At 55.5% G+C, this 14,019-nt stretch carries 16 protein-coding genes; 8 read left to right on the top strand and 8 right to left on the bottom strand.

Annotated features, from left to right (window positions below):
• Positions 1-162 precede the first annotated feature (162 nt).
• The 3 genes from DI44_RS12730 to DI44_RS12740 form a co-directional block, all read right to left on the bottom strand.
• The gene (locus DI44_RS12730; RefSeq protein WP_033024821.1) at positions 163-1,278 is read right to left on the bottom strand and encodes an FIST N-terminal domain-containing protein; all 1,116 of its coding nucleotides are present in this window, start codon (positions 1,276-1,278) and stop codon (positions 163-165) included.
• 124 nt (positions 1,279-1,402) lie between these two features.
• Positions 1,403-1,756 (bottom strand): YisL family protein, encoded by a 354-nt coding sequence (locus DI44_RS12735; RefSeq protein ID WP_025950975.1) that lies wholly within the window; start codon positions 1,754-1,756, stop codon positions 1,403-1,405.
• 145 nt (positions 1,757-1,901) lie between these two features.
• Positions 1,902-2,804 (bottom strand): fumarylacetoacetate hydrolase family protein, encoded by a 903-nt coding sequence (locus DI44_RS12740; protein ID WP_033005596.1) that lies wholly within the window; start codon positions 2,802-2,804, stop codon positions 1,902-1,904.
• Between the two features lie 300 nt (positions 2,805-3,104).
• Between DI44_RS12740 and DI44_RS12745 the strand changes: the two genes are divergently transcribed.
• Positions 3,105-3,287 carry an aspartyl-phosphate phosphatase Spo0E family protein gene (locus DI44_RS12745; RefSeq protein ID WP_013523088.1) on the top strand — a complete coding sequence of 61 codons (183 nt, stop codon included), beginning with the start codon at positions 3,105-3,107 and terminating at the stop codon, positions 3,285-3,287.
• Between the two features lie 9 nt (positions 3,288-3,296).
• Here the strand turns inward: DI44_RS12745 and DI44_RS12750 are convergent, their stop codons facing one another.
• The 3 genes from DI44_RS12750 to DI44_RS12760 all read right to left on the bottom strand — a co-directional run bounded on the left by DI44_RS12750 (position 3,297) and on the right by DI44_RS12760 (position 6,632).
• Positions 3,297-4,463, bottom strand: a complete 1,167-nt coding sequence (locus DI44_RS12750; RefSeq protein ID WP_033024816.1) for a DUF418 domain-containing protein — start codon at positions 4,461-4,463, stop codon at positions 3,297-3,299.
• Positions 4,464-4,600: 137 nt separating this feature from the next.
• Positions 4,601-6,196, bottom strand: coding sequence for a fatty acid--CoA ligase (locus DI44_RS12755; RefSeq protein ID WP_033024815.1), 1,596 nt, complete (start codon positions 6,194-6,196; stop codon positions 4,601-4,603).
• A gap of 211 nt (positions 6,197-6,407) precedes the next feature.
• Complete coding sequence (locus tag DI44_RS12760) at positions 6,408-6,632, bottom strand: spore germination protein (RefSeq protein WP_011230195.1); 225 nt, start codon at positions 6,630-6,632, stop codon at positions 6,408-6,410.
• Positions 6,633-6,782: 150 nt separating this feature from the next.
• On the opposite strand from DI44_RS12760, the gene DI44_RS12765 reads away from it, so the two are divergent.
• The 7 genes from DI44_RS12765 (at position 6,783) to DI44_RS12795 (ending at position 9,373) form a co-directional block, all read left to right on the top strand.
• Complete coding sequence (locus tag DI44_RS12765; protein ID WP_013146200.1) at positions 6,783-7,007, top strand: spore germination protein; 225 nt, start codon at positions 6,783-6,785, stop codon at positions 7,005-7,007.
• Between the two features lie 70 nt (positions 7,008-7,077).
• On the top strand, positions 7,078-7,299 hold the full coding sequence (locus DI44_RS12770; protein ID WP_011230193.1) for a spore germination protein: 222 nt from the start codon (positions 7,078-7,080) through the stop codon (positions 7,297-7,299).
• A 15-nt stretch (positions 7,300-7,314) separates the two neighbouring features.
• Positions 7,315-7,539 carry a spore germination protein GerPB gene (locus tag DI44_RS12775; protein WP_033011652.1) on the top strand — a complete coding sequence of 75 codons (225 nt, stop codon included), beginning with the start codon at positions 7,315-7,317 and terminating at the stop codon, positions 7,537-7,539.
• 83 nt (positions 7,540-7,622) lie between these two features.
• Positions 7,623-8,225, top strand: coding sequence for a spore germination protein GerPC (locus DI44_RS12780; RefSeq protein WP_033011650.1), 603 nt, complete (start codon positions 7,623-7,625; stop codon positions 8,223-8,225).
• Positions 8,222-8,413, top strand: coding sequence for a hypothetical protein (locus DI44_RS12785; RefSeq protein ID WP_033011648.1), 192 nt, complete (start codon positions 8,222-8,224; stop codon positions 8,411-8,413). The genes DI44_RS12780 and DI44_RS12785 overlap by 4 nt, the downstream gene beginning before the upstream one ends.
• Positions 8,410-8,796, top strand: coding sequence for a spore germination protein GerPE (locus tag DI44_RS12790; protein ID WP_033024814.1), 387 nt, complete (start codon positions 8,410-8,412; stop codon positions 8,794-8,796). The genes DI44_RS12785 and DI44_RS12790 overlap by 4 nt, the downstream gene beginning before the upstream one ends.
• Before the next feature lie 355 nt (positions 8,797-9,151).
• On the top strand, positions 9,152-9,373 hold the full coding sequence (locus DI44_RS12795) for a spore germination protein (protein WP_033011644.1): 222 nt from the start codon (positions 9,152-9,154) through the stop codon (positions 9,371-9,373).
• 118 nt (positions 9,374-9,491) lie between these two features.
• Here the strand turns inward: DI44_RS12795 and DI44_RS12800 are convergent, their stop codons facing one another.
• Positions 9,492-12,836, bottom strand: a complete 3,345-nt coding sequence (locus DI44_RS12800) for an SMC family ATPase (RefSeq protein ID WP_033024813.1) — start codon at positions 12,834-12,836, stop codon at positions 9,492-9,494.
• Entirely contained in the window at positions 12,833-14,017 is a 1,185-nt protein-coding gene (locus DI44_RS12805) for an exonuclease SbcCD subunit D (protein ID WP_033024812.1), read from the bottom strand. The genes DI44_RS12800 and DI44_RS12805 overlap by 4 nt, the downstream gene beginning before the upstream one ends.
• Positions 14,018-14,019 lie beyond the last annotated feature (2 nt).

Below are 14,019 nucleotides of genomic sequence, written 5' to 3'. Positions count from 1 at the left end.
GAAACTGGATCACACTTCCTTCCCCCTCTCCTTGAAACGAATGGAAATCTTCGTCCGAAACAATTCACAAAAAATTTAGCACATTCCTTCAGAAAAGGGGAGAGGGCTTTCTGAAAGAATGTGCAAAAAAATGGGCGTTTTGTGCTGAAATAAAATGATAATTTACACTTCCGGCGGCGCCGGCAATGGCGACGACAAACTGTTCTCCGCTGATGCCGCTGTCTCCGTCAGCGACACAGCGGCAAACGCAGCCGTCCACACCGCTGTAGCTGTATGTGCGTCTTTCACGAATACTTCGACAGCCGGAAAGAATGCAGCCTGTCCAAAAGCAGACATAACCCCGTCAAATAGCGGACGCGTATACCCACTGAGCGCCGCGCTGTAGTAAAAGAACATCCCCTCAGCCGATTGCTTGGCCGCATGCATGGCGGCGTCGCGCGCGCTCCAGTAAAGGGACGGGGCATGAACATAGGAAAAACGAACCTTTTCCCCATCATGGACGTGACCTCTTACGGCAACGGAACCGTCTGAATGGAGAGCGACAATCGGCAGGCAGACATCGCGCCCGTTTCGTTCGATAAGAAACGGGAATTCCACTCCGGAAAGCGGCAGACGGTCCATAAATTCTTTGCCTAAATACCGTTCCAAATACCATGACGGCTTTTGTCCATCAAGCTCATCAATTTGTTGGCCACTGCTTTTCGTAATGGAGAAGGATCGTCCGACAGGCTCCCATAAAAACGGGGCCATACAGTGGCCGCGAAGCGCTGTTCCACTGAAAGAGACGGCGATTCCTCCGCGCTCAAGCCGACCGTCGGGCGAAAATAACACGCTGCCCTCGGGAAGCGCGCAGCCGATGATAACCATTCGTTCGTTTGCAAGCGGCAAGCGGCGAAGCAAGGGCGGCAAAGCCGAGCGGTGATTCGTAAACAACAAAAGCAACGTCGTATCGTGACGAACGACCGCCTCCGCGATCAACGCCGCCAATCCATCCGGGCGGTCAAACTCATCAGCTGGCAGCGCCAACGACGAAACGGTTGAAGACGTCATCGACGCGACGCCAACAGCGAGATTCGCCTCCCCGGCCATTGGCAGCGGTCCTGCCATCCCAACCATATGGGCGTGCGGCCAACGACGGGCTAACGCGGCGGCCGCATGGCGCACTGCTGCCTCATCATTGCCCGCGATTTGGACAAACAACGGCTCATCCAAGGAAGAACTATGCTCCCTGAGCAAATGATCCAGCTCCTCGGCGCGGCGGCAGCAGAACCAACGCATAAACGATCATGCCCCCTCCCGCTGACCAACGAGGTCGAAAAATTCAAAAAACATTGTTTGTTTTACCATATCATATTTTCGCCTTCGACAAAAGCGGCAACCAATAGAAGGCTGCCGCTTCGCTTTAGAATAAGTCAAAACCAAGTGGCAGCAACAGGCCAAGGAACAGCGTCACCACAAGGGCAATGACCCATTGCGTCCATCCTGCCGCCGCGCTTTTTCCTTTTTTTACAGCTGCTAAAACCATTTCCATCGCTCCGATCACCCACAGCCCGGCAAGCGCTTTTAGCCAATAAAGCGCGGATATCGAAGCAATGCTATGCAGCAAAAGCCCTCCCGTCGCGATCGTGAGAATGTAAAACAGCCGCAACACCATTTGCACGATCTTGGCTTTGCCCGCCCCTTGCCGCTCCATCGACACCGCAAGGAAAAATAAAACAATCGTGATGAGCCAGCTCGTAATATGGGCATGCGTCAACGTCCATCCCTCCAATCATTCCTTGTTCCTTCCTAATCATAGCACGGCGGGCGGACGGTTGACAAACTTCACGAAAACGAAAGACGCCCTTTCTTTCAAGAGGACGCCTTTTGAGCATCAATGGGGGCTTCCTCACTTTCGCCGTTTACTCTCCCACTTTGTTGCGCAACATGCCGATGCCTTCCACCGTCACCTCAATGACATCACCCGTCTGCAAAAAACGCGGCGGGTTCATCCCTTTGCCGACTCCAGCCGGCGTTCCTGTCGCGATGATGTCGCCCGGCTCAAGCGTAATGCCTTTTGAGATCGTCTCGATGATCGATTCAATGGAAAAAATCAATTGTTTCGTGTTGGCTTGCTGGCGCACTTCGCCGTTGACCCGTGTCTCGATGCGCAAATCGTTTGGATTTGGCACAAATTTGCTTGGCACGATCCATGGCCCCATCGGGCAAAATGTATCCAAGCTTTTGCCGAGAAAATATTGTTGGTGCCGCTCCTGCAAATCTCTTGCCGTCACATCGTTGATGATCGTGTATCCAAATACGTAATCAAGCGCGTCTTCGCGGCGGATCGCCCGCCCTTGTTTGCCGATGACCACCGCCAGCTCCCCTTCATAGTCCATTTCATCCGTGACATCGGCATGGCGCAAAATCGTTTCCTCATGGCCGATGACCGTTGTCGGCGCTTTCGTGAAGACGATCAAATGCTCCGGCACATCGGCGCCGCCGAGCTCCAGCGCGTGATCAACATAGTTTTTGCCGATGCAAAAAATGTTTTTCGCCGGCCGTGGGATCGGGGCCAAAAGACGGACATCGTTGAGGCGATAAACGTACTCCCGCGTCGGATGGCCTAGCGCCCAGTCAATCACTTTTTGCGCCCGTACGAGAAACTCCTCCCCTTGGGCAATCGCTTCAACCATCGTCGTCGGCATCGTCTCCGTTCCATCCATCGCCCGTTCGGCGCGGCGCAAATGAACCGCCCGGTCGTCTCCTTGCGGCACGGCTCCAACAAACGTTTCTCCATCGAAAAGTGCGGTGATCAGTTTCATCGTGCCTCTCTCCCTTTCTTTGTTATGCAGCGGACGCTTCGTGAACTCTTCTCTTCCACCCGTCTTCGTCATTTTGGCGCGTTGAGGATGATATTCGCCATCGAGGCGAAAAAGTCCTGCTTTTGTAGAATTTTGTCTAAATTAGGAAATTTATCACTTATTTTCCCGAATCGCTTCCTTTTTTCGTCGGGATATGTATAATAATGTTTAGTTTCCACTAGGGCGTCGATTGCGACTTTCGTCATGCAACAAACGTCTTGCATCGACGCGGCATGCCTCAACCAACATTTCAAACGATTGATGGTGAAGGAAATGGTTCTGTTGCAAATTGAAGAAAAACGACAACAAATGATCGAATTGGCGCTCACGTATGGGTTCACGGCCAAAGAGACGATCGAATGCAGCCAAGAGCTTGACCAATTGATCAACCAATATTTGCAGCAAACGAGGATTTTTGAATCGCCTTCCCCGTCCGTTCAGTAAGCGGGGTTTTTATTGCCCCGGCCGGCGGCGAAACGGCGGCCGCGTTCCGTATGTCCCCCACCTCCACATCCACTCAACCGGGCCATAATGAAAACGCGCAAACCAAAAGCGGCTTATCCACACTTGAGTCGCATACAAGGCAAACGCAATCAACATCTCCTGCCATGCGCTTGTGCGTCCGTACCACCCAAGCCCATAACCATAAAACAGCGACGTGCAAACGAGCGATTGCGCGAGGTAATGGGTGAGCGACATTTTGCCAACGTCTTGCCACCACCGCCAAGCGCGCTGCCAACTTCGTTTCCCGCAGATAAACACGGCTGCCGCCGCGTAGAACACCGCCAATGCGGCGCCTCCAAAGCTGTTTTGGATGTACATGGTCAAGTCGTTGACCCCAGCCCAATACGGAATGGTTTTCAGCGCTAAACCAAAACATAGCGCCCACCTCATCAGGCGGCGCAGCTTGGCTGGCGAGTGACGGTCGGCTTCAAGCCAACGTTGGTCGGCGGCATAGCCGCCAAGCAAACAAAACGGCAGCACGGTCAACACCGTAAGCAAAAGCCCTCCATCGCCGTTGATATACATCCAGTCGTTCCACCGTTGCCAAAACACATCACCAAACGTTCCGCTTTGATAATGACGAACCGCTGCGGCCGCCTCAGCCTCGTGGCCGCCAACTGGTTTCGTTCCTCCTGTCCACATGCTGAGGGCCATTAGCAGCACCATAAGGCCGTGAAAAAGAAGAAAGACAGCGACAGCCGCCGTCCGCCACCAATGCGGCGGGGCGGCGAACAAGAAAAACATGATGAATCCGGCGACCGCATAGGGGATTAAAATATCGCCAAACCAAAGGCCAAACGCATGAGCCATGCCGATCCCAAGCAAAAGAAAGAAGCGGCGCAACAGAATCGGAATCGGCCGCTTTCCGCGGCTGCTGATCCGGCGGAACATGGTCATCGCCCCGAACCCGAATAAAAACGCAAACAACGGATAGGCGCTCGCTTCAAACAACACATCCACGACGGCAACGAAAACTCGGTCAAAATCACTGCCCTTGACGCCGTCGTCGTATAACGCCGGCGAGGAAACATAACGCATGTTGACAAGCAAAATGCCGAGCAAGGCGAATCCACGCAACACATCCGCCGCGGCGATTCGCTCGGTCGATCTGATCATCGCTTTCTCCCTTCTTTCTACCGCCTAGCCGTCTGCGCAATCGGCGACGCCTTACGACCTTGCCGGCACGCCCGCCGCCTTATCCATTTCATTCGATGCGCTCTCCTCTGCCCGTCTGAAGGCGCATGCCTGTATCATCAGTTGACATAGCGGCCCGATTTTCCAATTGCATCCCAATATTGGCGGCGCAAGTGTACTTTCTGAATTTTTCCGGAGGCTGTTTTCGGCAGCTCATCCACAAACGTTACACCCGTGATCGCTTTGAAGTGGGCCAATTTTTCCCGCGAAAAGGCGATCAGCTCCTCTTCGCTCACCGTATGCCCGGGTCGAACGACGACGAACGCATGCGGCGTTTCCCCCCATTTTTCATGCGGCACGGCGATGACGGCCGCTTCAAGCACAGCCGGATGCTCATAAAGCGCTCCTTCGACTTCAATCGACGAAATATTTTCCCCTCCGCTAATAATAATATCCTTTTTCCGGTCGACGATATCAATATGCCCGTATTCATCGACGGTCGCCATATCGCCGGTATACAGCCAGCCGTCGCGGATCGTTGCGGCGGTCGCTTCTTCGTTTTTCCAATATCCTTTCATGACGCCATGGCTGCGGACAATCACCTCACCGATCGCCCGTCCATTCTTCGGCACTTCCTCTCCATTCTCGTCGACGACTTTCACCTCGCAGCCGATCATCGGATAGCCGGCTTTCGCTTTCAGCCGCTGCTTTTGCTCCACAGGCAGTCCGTCAAGCTGCGGACGAATGAGCGAAATCGTGCTGAGCGGAGACGATTCGGTCATGCCGTACACCTGGATAAACTCCCAGCCGAGCTTTTCCTCAACGCGTGCGACAAACGCCGGCGGCGGCGCAGAACCGGCGATGACGACCCGCACGCCTTCCGGGACATCTGGTTGATATTGCTCATAATATTGCAGCAATATATTGAGCACAGTCGGAGCCATATGCATAACCGTCACCTGATGTTCCTTGACAAGATCAAAAATGACTTTCGGATCGACTTTACGCAAACCGATTTGCGTTGCTCCGTTGGCGGTGTAATAAAACGGAGCCCCCCAGCCGTTGACGTGGAACATCGGCAACACATGCAAATACGTATCGCGGTCGGACACACGCAAATGGTGCATCGTCACAAGCGCATGCAAATAGTTGTTCCGATGCGTCAGCATGACTCCTTTTGGGTTGCCTGTCGTCCCGCTTGTATATAGCAAGCTGCATATATCGTTCTCATCGATCATCGGGCGCGGAACCGGCGCTGACGACTGGGCGGCGAGCCATTCATCGTAAGCGGTTTCATCAATCGCCGCCTCTGTTTTATGGTGGACAATGATCTCCTCGACCGTTTCAAGCTTGTTTTTGACCGGTGCAATCAGCCCATACAGCTCCTGATCCACAAACAACACTTTCGTTTCGCTATGATTCAAAATAAAAACGTAATCATCCGGTTTCAGCCGCGTATTCAGCGGCACCATCACCCCTCCCACCTCAAATACACCGTAAAACCCTTCCAGCATTTCCAGCGTGTTCGGCGCGAGATACGCCACGCGATCCCCTTTGCGGATGCCGAGCTCACGCAACCCATTGGCGAGCCTCCGCACTCGTTCGCCAAGCTGCCTGTATGTCACCGTCCGTCCGGAACAAATCATCGCCGGCTTGTCCCCGTACAGAGCGACAGCGCGGTCTAAAAAATGGGTCAGAACAAGCGGTGCGTTCATTCTCCCATCCCCCTGTTTTATGTTTTAGAAAATTCACAATTGTATTATATAACAAAGATGGCATAAAGAAAAAGAGGGCCGTCCCAAAAGTCGTAAAATGACTTTTGAAGTCAGCCCTCTTTCTTGGATAGTCCACTCCATTGCGCCAAAAAAGAACCTGGTTTCTTCTTTTTTCCAAAAACGAACGCTAGGGGAGTCGTCTCGACAATAGCTAGTTATTTCCTTTCACCCCGGCGTCCAAGACATCCGGATCGACCGTATTCGTGACGCTGCAAAACGTATTCGTTTGCAAGAAATCGCCAGTATTGCCGCCGCCGGCACCTGAGTTTGACTTCGTGGTGCTTTTCGGAGCGATTTGCAGCACATCGCCCATGTTGACAGTGCCATTGCCGCTTACGTTCGTCACTTTGATCCCACCAATGACGATTGCTGGCATCCCCTTTCCCCTTCCTTTCTGCCCGTTCCCTTTCTTTATCATACGCGGGAGCTGCTTTCCTCAATTGGACTCTCACCCCGCATTGAACCGTTTTTTCTCCGTTTTCATACAATAACGATAGCGACACGACGAAAAAGGAGGGGGCTCTTCATGCCTTCATTTATCAGCGGTCCAATTAAAATCACCCATGTCAGCGGCGACGGCACGGTGAATTTCGGCGACGTCTTGCAAATCACACCAAAGAGCACGTTGAAATCCAATACCGGCTCAGGCGGCGGCAACAACGGGGACTTCCTGCAGACGAATACGTTCGTCAGCTTTACCAACACCGGCGATCCGGATATGATAGACGCGAACAACGCCGCGAACAATTAGGGCGAACGTCAGCCGGCTTGCGCCCATACACTAGTATCAACGAAGAAAACAAGGAAGGGAGCATGCCCACATGCCGGCTTTTGTCGGAGTCGTCAAACTGAACAGCATCGGAAGCAGCGGCGTGTTCCATATTGGCGATGTGTTTGCGATTTCCCCGCAAAGCGTGACGAAAACGTTCGCTGGCGCCGGTTCGTTTAACACCGGCGACGGGCTTCATATCTATAACTATTACAGCAATACGAATACGAATGACGCCGATGTCGCCGATGAAAATGTCGTCGGGAACGTATGAAGGAGGAGAAGGAGGTTGAATGTTTACATCAGCCAAAGCATTTGCATCCATCAATTGCGGATTGGCTCCGTCACCAACTCATCCGTTTTGCAAATCGGCAGCGCCGGCAGCATCCAAGCATTGTCAACGCTTGCCAACACCGGCGGTTTCACTGGCCCGGCTTCGCAAGCGACCGTGCCGCTTGGCACCGCCGCCCAGCCGTCCGCTCCTCTCGTTCCTCTCCATTCGGCCACCCGCTAAATGCAGAGAAAAAAAGTGATGAGGACGACAGGCCGTCCATATATTGAAGTAAGAGGGGAATGTAGAGAGGATGATGGTGCACCATGAGTATATACGACTATTTCGTCCAACTGCGCCGCTATTTATTATGGCAGACAAACAAAGTACGGACGCTCGAACGACGTCTTTCCGTTCTCGAAGCCCGGCTGCGGGAGCTGGAATCGCAGCCGCGCACTACGATCGAGCGGATTGAATACAAATTTGACCAGCTGAAAGTGGAAACGCTCGAAGGAACGCTCAATATCGGCATCGCCCCACCGGGGGCCGGCGGCACCATCGAAGATTTCGCTGTCGAACCGGTGAAAACCGTCGTCCCAAAGCCGGAGCCGGTGTTGATGCGCCCGATTCAGGAAAAAGTAGCCGCCTACTTAAACAGTGAGGCGGCAGAAACATTGAAGCGGCTTGAGCAGCAATACAACCGCCGCCTTGATGATACGTACCGGCAGTTTATTTTGCAAGATATCGCCCGACAGACGGATGAACGCATCCGCTTTTATTTGCAAGAGAAAGCAAACCAAGGCTATGTTCCCGCGGGCGATCGCGATGAAACGGTCGAAAACGAGATCTTCCAAAAAGTGAAAGCGGATATTGAACAATCGCTCGACGCGTTTTTGAAACACTTGCCTTCAGGGGAGGAATCAACGTGAATTATACCGTCATTAACCGCGACGTGCATGTCGGGGACATCCGCTTGACAGCCGTCGCCAGCGCCTCGCTGTTTTTAATCGGCGATGCTGATGTGATCAACTTATCGTCTGCGTTTGATACGCCGCCGGAATCGCTCATCATCGGCCCGTTTGTCCCGCTCGTGCCGGCTCGGGGTGGGGCATCGTGAAACGGACATCGATCGTTCAGGCGCTCCATGCCGAAACGTTGATTATTAGCTCTGTGCTGCAAATCGGCGACTCTGAACGGATTTCCGCCCGCACACGCGCTTTAGCCGTGCAGCGGCAATACGAGCTGTTTTTCGGGCCAGAAGGGGAACAAACATTCCTGATTTTTACCAAGCCGATTCCACGCTGGTCTTCCCCGCCGCCGGTTGCATCACAACAGACGCTCCACGAATCCCCGGTCATTTCCGTCCGGTCGATCCGCGTGCTAGGGGTCTCCTCTTCGGCCGTTGTCCACATCGGCTCAACCTCCATCGCTGAAGGCGAAGCGCGCATCAAACATATCCGCCAGCTGGCCGGCCCGATGCCGTCAGCAGCAGATATATAGAGGCAACGAGGAAGTTTAACATGTCCCCTGACGGAAAAACGGTTTGCCCCTTTTCGACTGTCGAGGGAAAGCCACAGGCTTCTCCGTCACGCCTTGGCGTGACGGAGGACCGAACAACCGCCTGCTTCACAGACCTATATAATGGGTCTGGAAGTGGCGTTGTTCGGTCGCCCGACAGTCGATCAAATACTCGGTAAAAGTTGCAAATGGTAAATCTTCAAATTGCATCTATCCTGAAAATACCCGAATTCCAAAATGCGTAAAGTTCCAGCATTCAACATAAGGACATTTTCATCCTTCCGATGGTGACGAAAATGTTTCGTCATGGAAGTCTATATAGAAAGGAAGAGCTGTAATGCCTTCATTCGTCGGTCCGATCAAAATCAACAGCGTCGGCAGCGGCGCGGTCGTGCAAATGGGCGACTGCTTGTATATCGCACCAAAAGTCGCCACGAAAACGCAGGCTGGATCCGGCGGGTTCAACACCGGCGACTTTATCATGACAAACAACGCAATCAGCTTTACAAATGCGTTTGATCCCGATGTATCTGACCAAAACGTGGCCGCCAACAACTAAATGGGGGCAAGGACCGCCCCCTATCCCCCCCGTTCCTTCAATCCAGTGGGCCGGACTAACCAGCCGGCGCAGCGGCCGCTGGCAACGCATCCGCCAAGCACTGCTCCCGACAGACGGGTTACATCCATTCAAGCCGGACGCGCGTGCCGCGGCCGGACGGCTCCGCCGGCTCGACAATGAGACGGCGCGGCAGCCGGTTGCGAATCTCTTGGACATGGCTGATGACGCCGACAGCCAGCTGCTGCGTATGCAACTTTTCCAAAGCAGAAACGACCGTATCGAGCAGCTCGGCATCCAATGTGCCAAACCCCTCGTCCAAAAAGAAAAACCGGAGCGGATATTCACCGCGCAACTGAATTTGCGCCGACAGCGCCAGCGCCAACGACAGCGATGTCAAAAACGTTTCCCCGCCGGACAGCGTCGACACCGGCCGCCGCACCCCCCCGTTGGCATCATCGCGAATCAAAAACCCGCCTTGCGAATCGAGCTCAAGCGCATAGCGATGGCGCGTCAACTGCTGCAGCCGCTCAGACGCCATGATGGTCACCTGTTCGAGTTGCTCTTCCGCCATAAATTCGACAAAACTGTTGCCGCGAAGCAACGTTTGCAGCTGTTTGTACCGCTCAATTTGGCGGCCGAGAGTTGCCTGCCTCGCCTCCAATTCAACAAAACGGACATGTTTTTTTCTCAGCTCCGCCACTTTTCCGCGCACCGCGCCAAGCTGCTCGGTCATCATCTCGGTGTGCGCTTTCAACTCGTTGTATACTTGCTGCATCATCTCCCATTGTTCAGCGCTCACCGCTTCTTCGCCGATGACAGCCGCCAGCTGGGCGCGGCGGTGCTCAGCCTGCTCGACCTGGCGCCAGTAAAGGCGGATGGCTTCGTCCCATTCATCACATTGCGCTTTTGCCGCCCTCGACATTCGCACTTCTTCAGCATCAGCGAACACAGTGCCGGCCAAGGCGCGGCGCCAGCGAGCGAGCGCTTCTTCCTCGCGGCGGGCCGCTTCCTCGCACGCCTGCTTCGCTGCCTTCGCCTCACTTTCTGTCGCCTGGTATTGCTGTTGGGCGCGCTGCCATTCATCGTACGCCTGCTGTTCGCCGTTTTGCAGCCGGCGCCATTCGGCTTCCGCTTCCCGAAGCTGCACACCTGCCGGGCCAGGTCCGGCCTTCTCGCGCCGTTGCCTCTCATATTCTTTCCACAGCTCCTGTTTGGCGCTCATAAGCGATTCGAGGCGCACCCGCTCCGCTTCAAGCTGGCGACGCTCCTCAGCCGCCTGTTCTTTTGCTCTTTGTTTTTCTTCTAAAAATGGAACGCTGTCTTCAAGCCGTTTTTGTACATCACGCCACATTTTCTCTTGTTCGCGCAGCTGCTCGTAAACCACCGCGATCGTTTCCAGTGAAAAGGAAGGATGCGCCTCGCGCCACTGCCGTTCAAGCTGCTGTTTCTCCTCTTCAAGGCGCTGTTTCTCTGCTTGCAGCGCTTCGATATCCGCTGCCGCCCATCGGCAGGCGTTTTCCGCTTCAAGCCGCGCCGCTTCCGCCTCATTCCACTGCGACAACGCCCGGTAAACCGCTTCCTTTCGTTCAATGACATCCTGCCCGAGCGCCCGGACTTCAACGGCCATATCGACGGTTTCGCCTGCCGGGCGGACAGCCGCCTGAACAGGGGGTGTCCCGTGGCTGGCCGCCAGCGCGGCAAGCTGCTCAAGCTGCGCCTTGAATGAGAACAGTGTCTGCAAATCTTGTTCGCAACGCTGCCGCTCTTGCTCGAGCTCAGACAACCGACCAGAGGCTACCGTCTGCGGCCTGGCGGACGGATGCGGGTGCTCACGCGAGCCGCACACCGGGCACGGTTCACCGGGACGGAGCCGCTCAGCCAGAACCGCTGCCAGTTCGGCCGTCTGCGCCTCTTCGATCCGTTGCTGCTCCACCTCGATCTGTCGCCGCAAAACATGCAGCCGCTTTTCGATATCTTGTTGCCGGCTGCAGACGGAATGGTGCGTTTGTTCAACAAGCTGAAACAGTTGATGAAGGCGGGCGCCGGCAGCGGCGGCGCGGCGCTCCCGCTCAGCCCGCTCTCGTTCGGCTTGGCGCCAGGCAGCTTCCTTTTGCTGGAGCTGCACATCGACGCGGGCGAGAGCGGACGCCGTTTGCTCAATGCGCCGCTTCTCTTCGCAGGCGCGCTCTATTTCGTCTTTGCCAGCGAGCGCAGCGGCATGCCGCTGCAACTCTTCTTTCAGCTCCTGTTGGCGCGCCAAGCCGCGCGCGTACCAGGCCTCCGCTTCCTCGAACTGACGCTGCACCGCTTTTTCCCGGTCCGCCAAGCGGTTCCACTCCTCATGGAGGGCGGCGAGCTCCGCCTTGAGTGTTTCCATTTGCCGTTCGAGCTGCTCCGCCTGCCGCAGCCGCTCCATTTGCACCAACAGCTCCGGCTCGCGCCGCGCTTTTTCCTGCCGCGCCTGCTCATAGCGGCGCACGGCATCCTCATAGTGGGCTTTGGCCGCCTCCAACTGTCGCAACGCCGCCTCCTGCCGCTGCAACGCCGCGGCCTGCAGGAGGCGCATCTGTTCGTACTGCTCCCAGTACGGCCAAATGCGCTCCGCCTGCTCGGCCCGCCCTTTTTTCGCTTCAAGCGCCCGCACTTCGGGCTCCCGCCGGCGCAATGCCGATAATTCCGCTTCAACCGCTTCTTTTTCCTGCTGCCACGCCCGAAGCTGCCTCGCCCGTTCGACGTCTGCCTCGATTTTCTCAAGCTCTTTTTTGCGCTTGGCAAACAGCGCCGCAAGCTCCCGCTCCTCGGCTTCTGCCTGCTCAAGCGCCGCTTTCGAAGCATCGCCGAGCCCCGCTTTTTCCGCTTCGATTTTTTGCCATTCCTGCTCCGCGGCGGCGAGCCGCTCTTTTAACTTTTTATTCAACTCGTCACCGTATCGTTCAAGATGGAACAGGCGCTGCAGCATTTGCCGGCGCTCCGCCCCTTTGAGGGATAAAAACTCGGCAAACTTCCCTTGCGGCAAAACGACAGCGCGGGTAAAATCTTCCATAGTCAAACCAAGCAGCTGTACGACCGCCTTGTCTACATCAGAGAGCTTGTCCGCGAGCACGACCGGCTCGGCCTGATGTTCGATCAACCGGCAGACGGCGCTCCGCGTCCGCCATTCATCCGCCCTTTTCAAACTGCGTTCCACCGTGTACCGTTTTGCCCCAGCGGCATTTTCCAATTCGAACGTAAAGGAAACGAACAGTTCCTTTTCAGCGTGGTTGATGATCGCTTGTGTCCGATTGGCCGCCCGTCCGACACTTCCGAACAGCGCGAGCGTGATGGCATCCAAAATCGTCGATTTGCCGCTTCCGGTCGGTCCAAAAATGCCGAATACGCCGCCGTCGCAAAGGGCCGTAAAATCGATCGTTTGTTTTTCACGAAAGCTATGAAGCCCGGCGATCGTCAAGGAAATTGGCTTCATTCCTCTTCTCCTTCCCCTTCCTTCTCCTCGGCCGCCAATTCCAAAAAAAGGCGCACGAGCTCTTCATCCGGTGTTTGTCCGCCGGTTTGACGTTCGTAAAAACGCCGGAACATTTCCACAAGGGAAAGCGGTTTGCGGTCTGTTTCAGCCGCCGCCTCCCGCTCCCGTTCCGGAAACACCGGGCGGATATGGATAAACCCTTGATGAAGCTTGCGCAGCCGTTGAATCTCTTCCATTGTCAACGGCTCGTTTACATGGACCTCTAAATCGATCCAGCACGACCGGTCTCTTCCTTCCTCGCACCAACGATACACTTGGGTAAGTCCGTCCGTCGCCTTCCAACGGACAAGCGGTTTGCCGGAAACAAGCGGAATCTCCGTCACGTTGGCCTTTCCGCCCGGCTGGACGTCGACAACCGTCACCGACTTGGTGTGCCCAGCTTCGGAAAAGCTGTAAGCAAGCGGTGAACCGGCGTAGCGCGCCGCCGTCTCCGCCCGTCTGACGTCCTGCGGGCGGTGCAAATGACCGAGCGCCACGTATTGCGCCGCCCCGGGCAAACTGGCAGCCGCCACCGTATAGGCGCCGCCCACCTCAATCGGCCGCTCGGAATCGGACGTATGGCCGCCAGCCACGTATAGATGGCTCATCACAACATTGACAGTTTCATCGGCAAATGAGGCGGCCATCGCAGCGAACAACGCCCGGATGCGGTCGTCGTACCGATCGCGAAGCGCGGTTTCCTTATGGTCGGATGACAATAGCTCAGCGAGCCGCGATTCAGACGGGTACGCCAACGGCGCAAGCATCATCGCCTCGCCGCACGACGGAACGTCAATTCGGCAAACTTCCGCCTGTGGGCGGCCAAAAAGGAAAATGTTGTAGTCGGAAAGCAGCGGCCGGGCGGCGCTGATGCGGTCCGGATGGTCATGGTTGCCGCTGATGACCGCAACCGGACGCCGGCCTTTATCGGACAGTCGGGCCAAACTCTCGTAAAACAGCTGCTCCGCCGCCGCCGGCGGATTGACGGAATCGAACACATCGCCAGCCATCAAGACGACATCGATTTGTTCTTTTGCTACAATCTCGACAAGTTCGTCGATAAACGCCTCTTGCTCCGCCAACCGGCTTCGGCCTTCAAGCGTCCGCCCGAGATGCCAGTCTGCCGTATGCAAAATGCGCATGG

Origin of the sequence: Geobacillus sp. CAMR5420, from assembly GCF_000691465.1 — a bacterium.
GTDB classification, from domain to species: domain Bacteria; phylum Bacillota; class Bacilli; order Bacillales; family Anoxybacillaceae; genus Geobacillus; species Geobacillus thermoleovorans.
Note: the sequence above shows the minus strand (reverse complement) of the source record. Positions and strands in the feature narration are given on the sequence as shown.